This is a genomic window from Allomuricauda sp. CP2A (assembly GCF_001683915.1).
In the GTDB taxonomy this organism is placed as follows: Bacteria; Bacteroidota; Bacteroidia; order Flavobacteriales; family Flavobacteriaceae; genus Flagellimonas.
Window position 1 is genome coordinate 17,916 of sequence record NZ_LXTT01000002.1, and the last position, 13,613, is coordinate 31,528.

At 42.5% G+C, this 13,613-nt stretch carries 15 protein-coding genes; 12 read left to right on the forward strand and 3 right to left on the reverse strand.

Going from position 1 to position 13,613, the window contains the following annotated elements:
- Positions 1–73 precede the first annotated feature (73 nt).
- Positions 74–2,524 (reverse strand): outer membrane beta-barrel family protein, encoded by a 2,451-nt coding sequence (locus tag A7D14_RS00275; protein ID WP_067028717.1) that lies wholly within the window; start codon positions 2,522–2,524, stop codon positions 74–76.
- 321 nt (positions 2,525–2,845) lie between these two features.
- Here A7D14_RS00275 and A7D14_RS00280 point away from each other — a divergent pair, with 321 nt between their 5' ends.
- Entirely contained in the window at positions 2,846–3,205 is a 360-nt protein-coding gene (locus tag A7D14_RS00280; RefSeq protein WP_067028720.1) for a CoA-binding protein, read from the forward strand.
- Here the strand turns inward: A7D14_RS00280 and A7D14_RS00285 are convergent.
- The gene (locus A7D14_RS00285) at positions 3,189–4,676 is read right to left on the reverse strand and encodes a sodium:solute symporter (protein ID WP_067028723.1); all 1,488 of its coding nucleotides are present in this window, start codon (positions 4,674–4,676) and stop codon (positions 3,189–3,191) included. The two genes, A7D14_RS00280 and A7D14_RS00285, sit on opposite strands and share 17 nt — an antisense overlap.
- 76 nt (positions 4,677–4,752) lie before the next feature.
- Between A7D14_RS00285 and recR the strand changes: the two genes are divergently transcribed.
- The 11 genes from recR to A7D14_RS00335 all read left to right on the forward strand — a co-directional run bounded on the left by recR (position 4,753) and on the right by A7D14_RS00335 (position 12,943).
- Positions 4,753–5,373 (forward strand): recombination mediator RecR, encoded by a 621-nt coding sequence (gene recR, locus A7D14_RS00290; protein WP_067028726.1) that lies wholly within the window; start codon positions 4,753–4,755, stop codon positions 5,371–5,373.
- Between the two features lie 94 nt (positions 5,374–5,467).
- Positions 5,468–6,838 (forward strand): dihydrolipoamide acetyltransferase family protein, encoded by a 1,371-nt coding sequence (locus A7D14_RS00295; RefSeq protein ID WP_067028731.1) that lies wholly within the window; start codon positions 5,468–5,470, stop codon positions 6,836–6,838.
- Between the two features lie 75 nt (positions 6,839–6,913).
- On the forward strand, positions 6,914–7,690 hold the full coding sequence (locus A7D14_RS00300) for a 3'-5' exonuclease (RefSeq protein ID WP_067028738.1): 777 nt from the start codon (positions 6,914–6,916) through the stop codon (positions 7,688–7,690).
- Positions 7,691–7,706: 16 nt separating this feature from the next.
- Entirely contained in the window at positions 7,707–8,318 is a 612-nt protein-coding gene (locus tag A7D14_RS00305; protein ID WP_067028742.1) for a fumarylacetoacetate hydrolase family protein, read from the forward strand.
- On the forward strand, positions 8,318–8,656 hold the full coding sequence (locus A7D14_RS00310; RefSeq protein WP_067028745.1) for an Hpt domain-containing protein: 339 nt from the start codon (positions 8,318–8,320) through the stop codon (positions 8,654–8,656). The genes A7D14_RS00305 and A7D14_RS00310 overlap by 1 nt, the downstream gene beginning before the upstream one ends.
- Positions 8,657–9,904, forward strand: coding sequence for a competence/damage-inducible protein A (locus A7D14_RS00315; RefSeq protein WP_067028748.1), 1,248 nt, complete (start codon positions 8,657–8,659; stop codon positions 9,902–9,904).
- A 74-nt stretch (positions 9,905–9,978) separates the two neighbouring features.
- Positions 9,979–10,206, forward strand: coding sequence for a 50S ribosomal protein L28 (rpmB, locus tag A7D14_RS00320; protein ID WP_067028751.1), 228 nt, complete (start codon positions 9,979–9,981; stop codon positions 10,204–10,206).
- Positions 10,207–10,233: 27 nt separating this feature from the next.
- The gene (gene rpmG, locus A7D14_RS00325; RefSeq protein ID WP_067028754.1) at positions 10,234–10,416 is read left to right on the forward strand and encodes a 50S ribosomal protein L33; all 183 of its coding nucleotides are present in this window, start codon (positions 10,234–10,236) and stop codon (positions 10,414–10,416) included.
- A 38-nt stretch (positions 10,417–10,454) separates the two neighbouring features.
- Positions 10,455–10,607 carry a DUF4295 domain-containing protein gene (locus tag A7D14_RS19560; RefSeq protein ID WP_083157911.1) on the forward strand — a complete coding sequence of 51 codons (153 nt, stop codon included), beginning with the start codon at positions 10,455–10,457 and terminating at the stop codon, positions 10,605–10,607.
- Between the two features lie 160 nt (positions 10,608–10,767).
- Positions 10,768–11,727 carry a signal recognition particle-docking protein FtsY gene (gene ftsY / locus A7D14_RS00330; protein WP_067028757.1) on the forward strand — a complete coding sequence of 320 codons (960 nt, stop codon included), beginning with the start codon at positions 10,768–10,770 and terminating at the stop codon, positions 11,725–11,727.
- A gap of 46 nt (positions 11,728–11,773) precedes the next feature.
- Positions 11,774–12,943 carry a hypothetical protein gene (locus A7D14_RS00335; protein WP_141673173.1) on the forward strand — a complete coding sequence of 390 codons (1,170 nt, stop codon included), beginning with the start codon at positions 11,774–11,776 and terminating at the stop codon, positions 12,941–12,943.
- Positions 12,944–13,067: 124 nt separating this feature from the next.
- Here the strand turns inward: A7D14_RS00335 and A7D14_RS00340 are convergent, their stop codons facing one another.
- Positions 13,068–13,544, reverse strand: a complete 477-nt coding sequence (locus A7D14_RS00340; protein ID WP_067028763.1) for a cupin domain-containing protein — start codon at positions 13,542–13,544, stop codon at positions 13,068–13,070.
- Positions 13,545–13,613 lie beyond the last annotated feature (69 nt).

Consider the following 13,613-nt stretch of genomic DNA (forward strand, 5'->3'; position numbering starts at 1 on the left):
AAGATCGGGGCTTTTTATTGATACAACCGCCTACTTACCAACCAACACTTCGGCAAGAAGTATCAATTTGCCCTTATAAGATGCCGCCACCGGTATCTTTGGTTCGGTCATCCCTGTTTTTACGTTGCTTGGCGCGGTTTTTTCCACTTCCAAAACGGTAGGAAAGCCCTACGTAGACATTATTGCTCTCCCAGTTAAAGCCCCCCGCTTGTTCATACGGTTGGTCCGCTTTGAAGGCAAATCGCATGGTGTTGAAAATATCGTTGTAATTAAAACTAATGGTCCCCTTGCCTTCGGCAAAGCTGTAGCGCGCTCCCATGTTCACAAAATACATGGGCTCGGCATTGAACTGAATGGTACGGTTTTTACCTCTATAAAACCCAAATGCCTGAAGCGTCAATTGCTTGGTCACGGTAAAACTATTGTTCATACGTAGGTTCCATGCCGTGTTGTCCACTTGAACGTTTTGCTCAATAATATCGTCCTCGGTTGGATTAGGCGTATTTCCAGGTACGCTTTCCGTGATACCTCGGTTGGTCTGCGAGAAAATATCAAAACTTCCGTTAATGTTCCACCATTTTGTCGGGCGGTAGTTGCTGGAGAGTTCAAAACCATAGGCTGAGGTCTTGGCAAAGTTGTCATACGTCAATATGATCTTATTGAAATCCAATCGGTCTATATACACCGCCCGGTTGATCTCATCCTTGATGCTCCTATAAAAAACGCCTCCTGTAATGCTTCCGTTTTTAATCCGGCGGGTATAATTGGCTTCGTAGGAATTGGTGAACTGGGGCACCAAATTTGGATTTCCGAAGGAAGATATCAACGGAGTGGCAAATTCCCGGATAGGATTTACCTGCTCAAGCCCCGGTCTGTCCACACGTCTGCTATAGCTTACCTGCAATTGATTTTTCTCATTAGGATTGTAGGTAACAAAGGCTGATGGATAGACTTCGGTATACTTATCGGTAAAAGACCGAACGCTGTTGGTGTCCGCGGTAACTTCAACATCCTCTACACGAACCCCCATTTGATAGGACCATTTTTTGTAGGACTGGCTAAAGGTGGCGTAGGCCGAATAAATGTCCATGCCATACACAAAATTGGTGTTTGGCGTGGGTACCAGATTGCCATTGGAATTGAAGGAAAACCCGGTGGATGCATAATCAACATCGGTTTCAAAATTCCGGGATTCAATACCGATTTCCAATTTTGAAATGCTGTCCAAGGGGTTCACATAGTCCAAATTGGCAATGGTCTGGGTACGCTCCGTATCCACAAAATCCATATAATTTGGGTAAAGGCTTGCCCCAACCGACCTAAAATTGGCATCCTGGCCACTTTCAAATCGGTTATGGTCCACTTCCAATTCTATGTTGTGACCTTCTTTATTGAAGTCCAGTTTATAGTCAAAATTGTACTGTTCGCTACGGTTGTCGGAGATGTCATCAAAAAATTGGGTCACATTCCGTGATGGATCCGTATTGTAGGTCACTTGGGTGGTGCCATCACCAGTTCCATCAAAAATGTTTTGGTTGGTGAACACGGAAATGGTGTTTTTGTCATTTAGGTAAAAATCCACGCCCAATTTATAGAGGTGTGATTTGTTGTTGTTGAAAAAGTCAAACTTCTGCAATGAGTTTTCATCGGTCCTAAAAATGGTGCCGTCGTTCACATATTTGCCTATGTTGTTGCCATAGTTTCCATAAAAATTGAATTTCCCATTACGGTAGTTCAGGTCGATGGAGCTATTGAACTTGGCCTCGATGCCCTTGGTCAGTCCAAGGTTCACGTTCCCGTTGAAACCGATATTGGCATTTTTGTGCAACACAATATTGATGATGCCACTCATACCCTCGGGATTGTACTTGGCAGAAGGATTGGTAATAAGTTCAATGGATTTTATGGAGGTTGAGGGAATTTGGCGGAGCAATTGAGCCACTGGAACGTTGGAAAGCTTTCCATCTACCATGACCCGTACATTTGAATTTCCGCGAAGGGTTATATCCCCGGTTTGTGAATCCACGTTTACCGAAGGGATATTGTTCATAATATCGGAAGCAGTTGCCCCGGCCGTGGTAAGGTCCTTACCTACATTAATGACCTTCCGGTCCACACGCTGCTCAATGGTGGTGCGCTCGGCCACCACTTCCACTTCGTCCAGTTCCCGGGTTTCCTCTTCCAAGGTGATGGTCCCCAAATCTACATTTCTGTTGTTTTTGGAAATGATCAGTTCTTGTGAATAGGTCTTGTAGCCAATGAATTGGACTTCCAAGACAAAAGTACCATCGGGCAGTTTTTTGATTTCAAAACTACCATCGTCCTCGGTAATCCCCCCTGTGATGGTCTCGGTACCATTTTCAGATTTAATGACAATGGCCGCATAGGCAACGGGCTGTTGCAAAGCATTGTCCACCACTGTACCGGAAATGGAACCCAAAGCGGTTTCTGGGTCATTGCTGTTTGAATAATTTGATTGAATGCCGCACAAAGCCAGTGCAACAAATAAGAATAGCTTCTTCATGAGTTGTCCGTTTTTTAATTTGATTGATGATGATACCTACAAGACGTACATTTGGAAGAAATGTTACAGGCCAAACTTATTTTAACATTTATAGAGTCACGGTAAGGTTAGGCCATGAAAGTGAACAAATAGAGTGTGGGGAAGAAAAAAGAAACCCAGGCATCTTGGATACCAGGGTTTTACATTGATAAGCTATACTAAACACTAACCATTAACTATAAAAAATACAGTCTTACCAATGAATAATATTATATAGACAATAGACGTCTTTTTTTTAAAATAGTTACAATCTTTGAACCAGTTTAACACATAAATTAACAAATGAAAACAACACTTGTTTTTGGGGCTTCCTCAAACCCGGCGAGATACAGTAATTTAGCAATTCGTAGATTGGTTGAAAACGGTGTGGAGACAACCGCGTTCGGAGTAAGTGGGGGAACTGTATCTGGAGTGCAAATTAAAGACAACTTGGCTGAATTTCAAAATATTAACACCATAACGTTATACCTCAATCCAAAAAATCAAAAAGAATACTACCAAAAAATCATCGATCTTAAGCCCAAAAGGGTCATTTTTAACCCGGGCACAGAAAATCCAGAGTTCTACGAACTTCTCAAAAATGCTGGAATAGAGGTTGAAGTGGCCTGTACGTTGGTCCTTTTGGCTACGGGGCAGTATTAGTGTCCGAAGTTATTTTTCCTTTCCGTATCAACCACAGCCCAAAAAAGGTCAATAATCCGTTCAAAGGCAAAAGTTCGTACCCCATAACATAACCGCCCAGGTAGGAGGCTGGTATTTTGGCCACAAGAACAATGATGGCCACCGAAAGCACGGAAACCACCCAAACATAGCGGTCCCTGATTTTATAGTTGGTTAAAATGCCAAAGGCAAATAGTCCCAATAAGGGGCCGTAGGTGTATCCAGCAACCGTCAAGAGGCTATCAATGACATTGCTGCTCAAAATATATTTAAAGGCTATGATGACCACTATCAACATAACGCTCATGACCACATGGGTCTTTTTTCTGATTTTTTTCTGCTCCGCATCACTTTTCTTTTCAACATCCAAGAAGTCCACGCAAAAAGAAGTGGTCAACGAGGTCAGGGCGCTATCCGCACTGCTATAAGCCGCCGCAATAAGGCCCAACATAAAAGTGACGGCCAAGGTAAGCCCCAGACCGCCGTTCAGCGCAATTTCGGGAAACAGCAAATCGGTTTTTGGAGTGCCGTCCATCAAGGGCATGGATATGCCGTTGCGTTTGGCGTAAATGAACAGCAATGCACCCAACAACATAAACATAAAAGTGACCCCCACCAGCACAAAACTGAAGGAGACCATATTCTTTTGGGCATCTTTTAACGATTTGCAGGTAAGGTTTTTTTGCATCATATCCTGATCGAGCCCTGTCATACAAATGGTCACGAACATGCCCCCCACAAAAGATTTTATAAAATAATTTCGATCCAAAAAGCTTTCGGTGTTCAGAAACGAATTGTAGTCCTTGAATTCATCCGAGGCCAAAAATTCACCAAAGCTCCAGCCCAATTCTTGGTTGATGAGTACAATGGATAAAATAACAGCAACGATCATAAAGAGAGTTTGCAGGGTATCCGTCCAAACAATGGTCTTGATCCCTCCGCGGTTGGTATAGATCCAAATCAGCAAAATGGAAATGACCACAGTAAACTCAAAACGTACCCCTAAATCATCAAAAACAAACTGTTGCAGCACAATGGCCACCAAATACAACCGAAAAGCAGCACCCAATACCCGGGACAGGAAAAAGAAAAAGGCCCCTGTCTTGTGACTGGTGCTCCCAAAACGATCTAAAAGGTATTCATAAATAGAGGTAAGGTTCAACCTATAATATAAAGGCAACAACACAAAAGCGACCACCATGTAGCCAAAAAGGTACCCGATCACCACCTGCATATAATTGAACTGGGTATCCTCTACCCAGCCCGGAACGGAAATAAAGGTAACCCCAGAAAGCGAGGCCCCCACCATGCCAAAAGCAACCACATACCAGGGCGATTGCTTCCCGGCTTTAAAAAAATCTATGTTGGAATCGTTTTTTCCCGTAAAATAGGAGATGAGAATCAGTACCAAGAAATACCCACCAATGAGTAGGAGAATTTGCGTCGCCGACATAAATGTAATTTGATTTGCAAAGTACGAAAGTAAATTGGTAAGTGTAAAATCGTAATTTTGTGGGAGAATCGAGGATATGGAATTTTCATCAAAGCTTTTGGAAAATGCCGTTTATGAAATGTCGCAATTGCCGGGTATTGGCAAGCGCACGGCCCTACGGTTGGTGCTGCACCTTTTGAAGCAGCCCGAAGAAAGGACCCAACTGTTGTCCAATGCGTTGACGAGGCTCAAGACCGAAGTCAATTTTTGCAAAACCTGCAACAATATTTCAGATACGGAGCTGTGCGAGATATGCGCCAATCCAAAACGGGATGAAAGCTTGGTATGCGTGGTGGAGGACATCCGGGACGTTATGGCCATTGAGAACACCTCGCAATATAATGGACTGTACCATGTTTTGGGCGGTAAAATATCACCCATGGAAGGCGTGGGTCCGCAGGATTTGAACATTGCATCATTGGTAAATCGCGTGAAGGAAGGGACTGTAAAAGAGCTTATTTTGGCCTTGAGCTCCACGATGGAAGGCGATACCACCAATTTTTATATTTATCGGCAATTGGAAGGGCAAGAAATTACCACCTCTACGATTGCCCGTGGAATTTCGGTGGGGGATGAACTGGAATATGCAGATGAAGTCACCTTGGGCAGGAGTATTTTGAACCGGGTTCCTTTTGAAAGTTCCATGAAGGCCAATTAATTGACTGTTAAATAATGAACATAAATCAATAATAAGTCGATTTCTTTAGTATTTTTGCAAAACAAAAGTCGATATTATATCGTTAACTAAGAATATGTCAAAATTCGAATTGAAATTACCGCAAATGGGAGAAAGTGTCGCCGAAGCCACCTTGACCAGCTGGTTGAAGGAAGTAGGTGATACCATTGAGTTGGATGAGGCCGTTTTTGAAATAGCCACGGACAAAGTAGATTCTGAGGTGCCCAGTGAGGTGGATGGTGTATTGTTGGAAAAACGATTTGATGTCGATGATGTCATAAAAGTTGGTGAGGTGGTCGCCATTATCCAGATTGAAGGCGATGTTGATACCGCTTCAAACGGGACCGATTCTGTTGATGAGATGGAAGACGTAGAGGAAGAGCCGGTTATGACCTTGGAAAGCAAAATGGCCCAAGTAAAGGAATCCGTATCGGCACCTGCACAGGATTTCTCAAGTTCAGAACGATTTTACTCCCCATTGGTCAAAAACATTGCCAAGGAAGAAGGCGTTTCCATGGACGAATTGGAAGCCATTGTGGGAACCGGTTTGGAAGGCAGGGTTACCAAAAACGATATTATGGCATTTTTGGAGCAGCGTTCCAACAACGGAAGTGAACCTGCCAAACCAGCTAAAGCACCAGCCCCAGAAGAAAAAGCATCGGAGTCGGAGGTTCCTGAGCCCAAAATACAAAAAGAAGCTGCGGAGAAACCCAAATCCGCTCCTGTTCAAGTTGGGAAAGAAGATGAGGTAATTCCGTTGACCCGCATGGGCAAACTCATAGCTCATCACATGATAGAAAGTGTGTCCACATCGGCCCATGTACAGAGTTTTGTTGAAGTGGATGTGACCAATGTGGTGAACTGGAGAAACAAAGTAAAAAAGGCATTTGAAGAGCGGGAAGGTGAAAAACTCACGTTTACCCCAATTTTTATGGAAGCCGTTGCCATGGCCTTGAAAAAATACCCCATGATGAACATTTCATTGGATGGGGACAAGGTCATTAAAAAGAAGCATATCAATTTGGGAATGGCGGCCGCCCTCCCTGATGGGAATCTCATCGTACCGGTCATCAAAAATGCCGACCAATTGAATTTGGTGGGTATGGCAAAAACTGTGAACGATTTGGCCAGTAGGGCCAGAAACAACCAATTAAAACCCGAAGAGGTCAAGGATGGTACCTACACCGTGACCAATGTTGGTTCCTTTGGAAGTGTTTTTGGAACGCCCATCATCAATCAGCCCCAAGTAGGCATCTTGGCCTTGGGGGCCATCCGAAAAATGCCTTCCGTCATAGAAACGGACCAAGGGGAGTACATTGGCATCCGAAGCAAAATGTTCCTTTCCCACAGTTATGACCACAGGGTGGTCAACGGTGCATTGGGCGGAATGTTCGTGAAAGCCGTGGCTGATTACTTGGAAGCCTGGGACATGAACCGGGAAATTTAACAGAAAATAGCATATTCCTATTACAATCCTTAATTTAGACCGATGAAGCCTTGATTCATCGTTTAAAATCCCCACATGGAATTACAATTGACCAAACCGATTTGTTTTTTTGATTTGGAGACCACGGGAACCAACGTGGTAAAAGATAGAATCGTCGAGATTTCCATATTAAAGGTGTATCCCAATGGCAATAAAGAGAGCCGCACCTGGCTGGTGAATCCCGAAATGCCCATTCCACCGGAATCTGAAGCCATCCATGGTATATCCGATGAGAAAGTGGCCAACGAGCCCACCTTTAAACAGCTGTCAAAGGAAATCTATAAAATGATCAAGGACAGTGATTTGGCCGGATTCAATTCCGATAGGTTCGACATTCCCCTTTTGGTGGAGGAAATGCTACGGGCCGATGTGGATTTTGACATGAAGAACATGGTGTCCGTAGATGTACAGACCATCTTCCATAAAATGGAAAAACGTACCCTGGAAGCTGCCTATCAATTTTATTGCGATAAAAGTTTGGATGATGCCCATAGTGCCGAGGCCGATACTTTGGCCACTTATGAGGTGCTTTTGGCCCAGTTGGATAGGTATCCAGAGCTGGAAAATAACGTTAAGAAACTATCCGAGTTCACCACAAGAAAACAATCCTTGGATTTTGCCGGATTTATTGGGATTGATGAAAATGATCAGCCTATTTTTGCCTTCGGAAAGCACAAGGGAAAAACGGTGGACGAGATTATGGAAACGGAACCCGGCTATTTTGGCTGGATTTTGAATGCTGATTTTCCATTGTACACCAAAAAAGTACTCACCCAGATCAAGTTGAGCAAACTCAACAACAAGTTGTCCTAAAATAATTGAGAACCCTATGAAATTGATATGCATAGGCAGAAACTATGCTGCCCATATTGATGAGTTGAAAAACGAACGCCCGGAGGAACCGGTGGTCTTCATCAAACCAGATTCGGCCATTTTGCCCAAGGAACAGGATTTTTACATTCCGGAATTTTCCGATGATGTGCACTATGAAGTTGAGGTTTTGGTAAAAATCAAAAAAGTGGGCAAGCACATTTCAAAACAGTTTGCGCACAAATATTACGATGAGATTGGGCTGGGGATTGATTTTACCGCTAGGGACCTTCAATCAAAACTCAAGGCAAAAGGACTCCCATGGGAAAAAGCAAAGGGTTTTGATGGTGCCGCCGTTATCGGTACATGGGTTTCCAAGGATAAGTTTAAAAATATTGACGAAATAAATTTTTCATTGCATAAAAATGGGGAAAAGGTACAGGAAGGAAACACTGCCTTGATGTTGTGGAAGATAGATGAACTCATCGCCCATGTTTCCACTTATTTTATGTTGAAAAAAGGAGATATACTCTTCACGGGCACGCCTGCTGGTGTTGGTAAAGTAAGTCCAAATGACTACCTTTCAGGTGTGCTTGAAGGAGAGCAGCTATTTGAAATTAATGTAAGATAATGATTTACAGCCTCGATAAGATACACGAAATGGCGGAAGGTGACGAGGATTTCGTAACCTCTGTAGTTTCGGTCTTTCTGGAAGAAGTTCCCGTGGACTTGGATGGTCTGGAGAAAGCCATTGCAGAAAGAGATTATGAAAATGTGTACAAATTGGCACACAAGATTAAACCCAATGTGGATATTTTGGGTATGGAGCAGACCCGGGCCAGGGCACTTGAGATTGAGACCATGGGTAAAAATACGGCCAGTATTGAAGAGATTGAGGAGAAATTCCCAATGCTTAAAAAAGATGTGCTTCAAGTAGTGGCCGAATTGAAAAAAGACTTCGATTTATAAATGCAAGCCGAAATCATCACCATTGGGGATGAAATTCTCATTGGGCAGATAGTGGATTCCAATTCTGCTTTTATTGCCAAGGAACTCAACAAAATTGGCGTTTCCGTGTATCAGATCACTTCGGTGCAAGATGATAGGGACCATATTTTGGACGCACTGGAAGTAGCCAGCAAACGCTCGTCCGTGGTCATCATCACCGGTGGGCTTGGGCCAACCAAGGATGATGTTACCAAGCATACCCTTTGTGATTTCTTTGGCGATGAACTCGTTCAAGATGAGAAGGTGCTCAACCACATTGAAGAACTTTTCAAAAAATACATCAGTACCCCCATTTCAGACTTAAATCGGCAGCAGGCACTGGTGCCCACCAAAGCCAAGGTATTGCACAACGCTTTTGGTACGGCACCGGGACTCTGGATGAAAAAGGGCAATACGGCCTTTGTTTCGCTTCCTGGAGTGCCTTATGAGATGAAAAACCTCATGACCCGTTCCGTTTTGCCCAAAATAGTGGAGGAATACGAGCGACCCTATATCCTCCACAAGACCATTATGACCTACGGCCTTGGCGAGAGTGCCATTGCCAACAAGATTGAGGATTGGGAAAACAACCTCCCCAGTTTCATCAAATTTGCCTATTTGCCCAATTTGGGCAGGGTTCGGCTTCGGCTTTCGGCAAGGGGAACCGACAGGGGTTTTTTGATGGCCGCCATTTCCTATGAGGTAAAAAAACTCTATCCCATTATTGGTGATATCATTGTTGGGGAAGAGGAGGATGAGTCCATAGAATACCAAATTGGCAAGTTGCTCACCAAAAAACACCTCACCTTGGCCACGGCGGAGAGCTTTACCGGAGGTAAAATTGCGGAACACATTACTTCCATAGCCGGGGCTTCCAATTATTTTAAAGGGAGTGTGGTCAGCTATGCCACGGAAATGAAGGTGAAATTGTTGAACGTTCCAGAAGAACTGATTCAAAAGCATTCTGTGGTGAGTGAAGAAGTGGCCATGGCCATGGCCAAAAACGTTAAAAGCATCATGGATACCGACTTTGCCATTGCCACCACGGGCAATGCCGGCCCCAGCAAAGGCGACTCAGATGCTGATGTTGGAACGGTTTATATTGCGATAAGCACTCCAGAGCATACTTTTGCACAACAATTCAATATGGGAAACCTTCGGGAAAGGGTGGTGGAGAAGTCTGTGAACAAGGCATTTGAGCTGCTTTGGAAAGAAATTTTAAAATTCTGAAAAAGAATTTTGTACGTCCCAGCAAAATGGTATAAATTTGCAGCCTCAATAAAATCACTCAAATAGTTAGGGAGATGTCCAAAATTTGTGAAGTTACAGGAAAAAAGGTGATGTTTGGAAACAATGTTTCCTTCTCCATCAATAAGACCAAAAGGAGATTTGATGTAAATGTTTCCAAAAAGAGATTTTACATTCCAGAAGAAGATCGTTGGGTGACCTTGAATGTTTCATCAAGGGGATTGAAGATCATCAACAAAAAAGGAATCTCTGCTGTATTGAAGGAAATCAATTCCAAAAAGTAAGTAGTCTAAGCGTTTAAGTACAATACAATGGCAAAGAAAGGAAATAGGGTTCAGGTAATTTTGGAATGCACAGAGCATAAGGAATCTGGCCAACCAGGTACTTCCAGGTACATTACCACCAAGAATAAAAAGAACACGCCAGATAGGTTGGAGATCAAAAAATACAATCCTATCCTTAAGCGTATGACCGTTCATAAAGAAATTAAGTAATAGTCTTTACTACGTAAAGCATAGAAAAACATTAAGCCATGGCAAAGAAAACAGTAGCAACACTTCAATCATCTTCAAAAAGATTGACCAAGGCCATTAAAATGGTAAAATCTCCAAAAACGGGAGCATACACCTTTGTAGAATCCGTTATGACACCGGAAATGGTCAACGATTGGTTGAACAAGCAATAGGGTTTGACCCATACAAAATATTGAAAGCCACTTTTTTAAGTGGCTTTTTTATTTTTGCCAAAATAGCCTGTCCGCATCGAAGTGGCCTTTGCACCATTGATTTTGTGTTCAAAAAACTCCCCGTACTTTCCTATCTTTGACCATTGGTTAAGAAAATAAAATGAGTTTATTCAAGAATATATTTTCAAAGGACAAAAAAGAAACTTTGGACAAGGGATTGGAAAAATCCAAGACCAGCTTTTTTGGTAAGTTGGGCAAGGCCGTGGCCGGAAAGTCCAAAGTGGATGATGAGGTGCTGGACAACCTTGAAGAGGTGTTGGTAACCTCCGATGTAGGCGTAAATACCACCTTAAAGATTATCGATAGAATTGAGGAACGGGTTTCCCGTGACAAATACATGGGTACCGATGAACTCAATGCCATTCTGCGGGAAGAGATTGCCGGACTCCTTTCGGAGACCCATGTGGGTGAGGACACCGAATTTTCCGTTCCAAAAGATAAAAAACCGTATGTGATTATGGTAGTCGGTGTTAATGGGGTGGGGAAGACCACGACCATTGGCAAGTTGGCACATCAGTTCAAAAAACAGGGATTAAAAGTGGTTTTGGGTGCTGCCGATACCTTTCGGGCCGCTGCCATTGACCAACTACAGGTTTGGGCGGATCGGGTTCAAGTGCCCATCATCAAACAAAAAATGGGAAGTGACCCAGCTTCCGTGGCGTTTGATACCCTAAATTCTGCCGTGGCGGAAAATGCCGATGTGGTTTTGGTGGATACCGCTGGTCGATTGCACAATAAGGTCAATCTGATGAACGAACTTTCCAAAGTAAAGCGGGTCATGCAAAAAGTGGTCCCTGATGCGCCCCACGATGTGCTTTTGGTATTGGATGGCTCCACAGGACAAAATGCCTTTGAACAGGCCAAGGAATTCACAAAAGCCACTGAAGTGACCAGTTTGGCCGTGACGAAATTGGACGGGACCGCCAAAGGTGGGGTGGTCATCGGTATCTCGGACCAATTTCAGATTCCTGTAAAATATATTGGTGTGGGTGAAGGTATTGATGACCTTCAGGTCTTTAACAAATATGAGTTTGTGGATTCGTTTTTTAAATATGAATAAAACTTTGTATCGTTGTGTTTGATTGAAAAATCTCACAAACTTAGCCATGCTAAAAAACCTCTTCGTTTACGCGTTTCTTCTTTTACTTTTTTCTTGTAGTTCAGAAAGCGAAATTCCAAGTTCGGAAAACCAGATTACCTCTTTTAAGATAAAAAATGGAAACTCCAATTATGAAGCATCCATAACTTCAAATTCAATTTCTGGGGCTTTGCCCAAGGAGTTCACCTTGGAAGAGGTTGATTTGGAAGTTGAAATTTCGAAAGGAGCTTCCATCAACCCAGACCCACTCACCATTACTTCATTGATAGACCCTGTTACCTTTACAGTTACTGCGCAAGACGGTAGTGTTAGAGAATACATTGTTGATGTATCGATAGAATTGTCTTCGGAAAGTTCCATTACATCCGTTACTATAATCTATGACTATGGTACTATTCCAGTGTATGAGAATGGGGAGAGCATATTCTCTAGACGAATACCTGCCTTTATTCAACTTGACAATGTGGAACTGGATGTTCAGATATCTTCGTATGCTACCATCGACCCTCTTCCCGAAGAAGTAACAGATTTCAGTAGCCCAGTGATTTTTACCGTGACAGCGGAAAATGGGAATGAAACCTCATACCAAGTCAGTTTTGAAACAATGGATATTGATTTTGAGATTAGCTGTACGGAATCTAATGCCAGCAAATGGTTTGGAGGTGATGACAGGGATGATCCAGACCTCGATTACGGTCCTTTCGATAGAAATGTAGGTACGGGGCAAACTTTGGTATTGGCTGAGGACTTATACCCAGAATCCTTTGGTGTTGTTTTTGCTGATGGCTTTATATCAACTCTAAGTGAAAAGTATTATGATCAAGAATTGGAACTGCGGCTTGATATCCGGGATGGGACAGGATTGATTTTGGGAACCGCTACTGGTATAATACCCTCCACGTATAGAGGTGGATGGGTATATTTTGATTTATCGCCACTAGAGGTTTTTCTTGAGGCGAATAAATCCTATGTTTTTACATGGTATCTGCTTAACGGAGGTGAAATTGGGGTAAATACCTCTTCCATGGGATATATTGGTGATTCTGGTGAGGAAACATGTAATGCGATAGGGTTTTCTGGCCAATCCAATATTTCAAAGTTTACTACCTTACAGATGTGGAATACGTGGTTTGAACATCAATGGCATTTCAATTACAGCTTATCAGGTAAACGATAAATTCGAGTTGCCAATGGAGTGATGTATAAGTTTTCAACGATTTCGCATAACCGTCAGTTGTAGTTATACATTGCTGAACGCTGGCATTTTATTCAAATTCTTGATTTATAAGTTTTGATGATTATTAATTGCTTTTTAGCTTTTCGGCTACCTCATCATAATATTCTTGTGTTACTACTTGGGTCCAAATAGTTGGTTGTTCACCACTATATAAAGCCAAATAAGTTACATCGCTATACTTGGTTGAGGAATGCCAGTGTTCGATATCTTTCTCACATTTAATAATATCCCCTTTTCTCAAGATTACAGCTTCGTTTCCTTTCTCCTGATAATAAGCTTCTCCATCGACAATTATTAAAACTTGTGCAGAGCTATGTTTATGCCAATCCAAGGTTGAGTTGGCTTTAAAGGTTGCTTTGGTAATATTATACCCTAATTCTTTGTCATCATGAATAATGGCATTCAACCATGCCTCTCCTATATAGTGAGTATTTGGAGCTTTATTACCCTCCGTTAGGTAAGAGGATACGTTGTATTCAGAATTTTGGGACAATGCAGGTGCAGAAACTAAAATTAACAGTAAGAAAATTGATTTTTTCATTTTATTTTTCTTTAAAGTTATTAATTTTTGTTCGGTATTTTATGCTTGCGTACAACGTGTTTGTATAAA

What these genes read in the sequence shown, in the direction of transcription:
- recR (WP_067028726.1), top strand. Translation starts at nt 4,753, where the DNA reads ATGGAATTTTCATCAAAGCTTTTGGAAAATGCCGTTTATGAAATGTCG.
- ftsY (WP_067028757.1), top strand. Translation starts at nt 10,768, where the DNA reads ATGAGTTTATTCAAGAATATATTTTCAAAGGACAAAAAAGAAACTTTG.
- A7D14_RS00295 (WP_067028731.1), top strand. Translation starts at nt 5,468, where the DNA reads ATGTCAAAATTCGAATTGAAATTACCGCAAATGGGAGAAAGTGTCGCC.
- rpmB (WP_067028751.1), top strand. Translation starts at nt 9,979, where the DNA reads ATGTCCAAAATTTGTGAAGTTACAGGAAAAAAGGTGATGTTTGGAAAC.
- A7D14_RS00310 (WP_067028745.1), top strand. Translation starts at nt 8,318, where the DNA reads ATGATTTACAGCCTCGATAAGATACACGAAATGGCGGAAGGTGACGAG.
- A7D14_RS19560 (WP_083157911.1), top strand. Translation starts at nt 10,455, where the DNA reads ATGGCAAAGAAAACAGTAGCAACACTTCAATCATCTTCAAAAAGATTG.
- A7D14_RS00280 (WP_067028720.1), top strand. Translation starts at nt 2,846, where the DNA reads ATGAAAACAACACTTGTTTTTGGGGCTTCCTCAAACCCGGCGAGATAC.
- A7D14_RS00300 (WP_067028738.1), top strand. Translation starts at nt 6,914, where the DNA reads ATGGAATTACAATTGACCAAACCGATTTGTTTTTTTGATTTGGAGACC.
- A7D14_RS00305 (WP_067028742.1), top strand. Translation starts at nt 7,707, where the DNA reads ATGAAATTGATATGCATAGGCAGAAACTATGCTGCCCATATTGATGAG.
- A7D14_RS00315 (WP_067028748.1), top strand. Translation starts at nt 8,657, where the DNA reads ATGCAAGCCGAAATCATCACCATTGGGGATGAAATTCTCATTGGGCAG.
- A7D14_RS00285 (WP_067028723.1), bottom strand. Translation starts at nt 4,676, where the DNA reads ATGTCGGCGACGCAAATTCTCCTACTCATTGGTGGGTATTTCTTGGTA.
- rpmG (WP_067028754.1), top strand. Translation starts at nt 10,234, where the DNA reads ATGGCAAAGAAAGGAAATAGGGTTCAGGTAATTTTGGAATGCACAGAG.
- A7D14_RS00335 (WP_141673173.1), top strand. Translation starts at nt 11,774, where the DNA reads ATGCTAAAAAACCTCTTCGTTTACGCGTTTCTTCTTTTACTTTTTTCT.
- A7D14_RS00340 (WP_067028763.1), bottom strand. Translation starts at nt 13,544, where the DNA reads ATGAAAAAATCAATTTTCTTACTGTTAATTTTAGTTTCTGCACCTGCA.
- A7D14_RS00275 (WP_067028717.1), bottom strand. Translation starts at nt 2,524, where the DNA reads ATGAAGAAGCTATTCTTATTTGTTGCACTGGCTTTGTGCGGCATTCAA.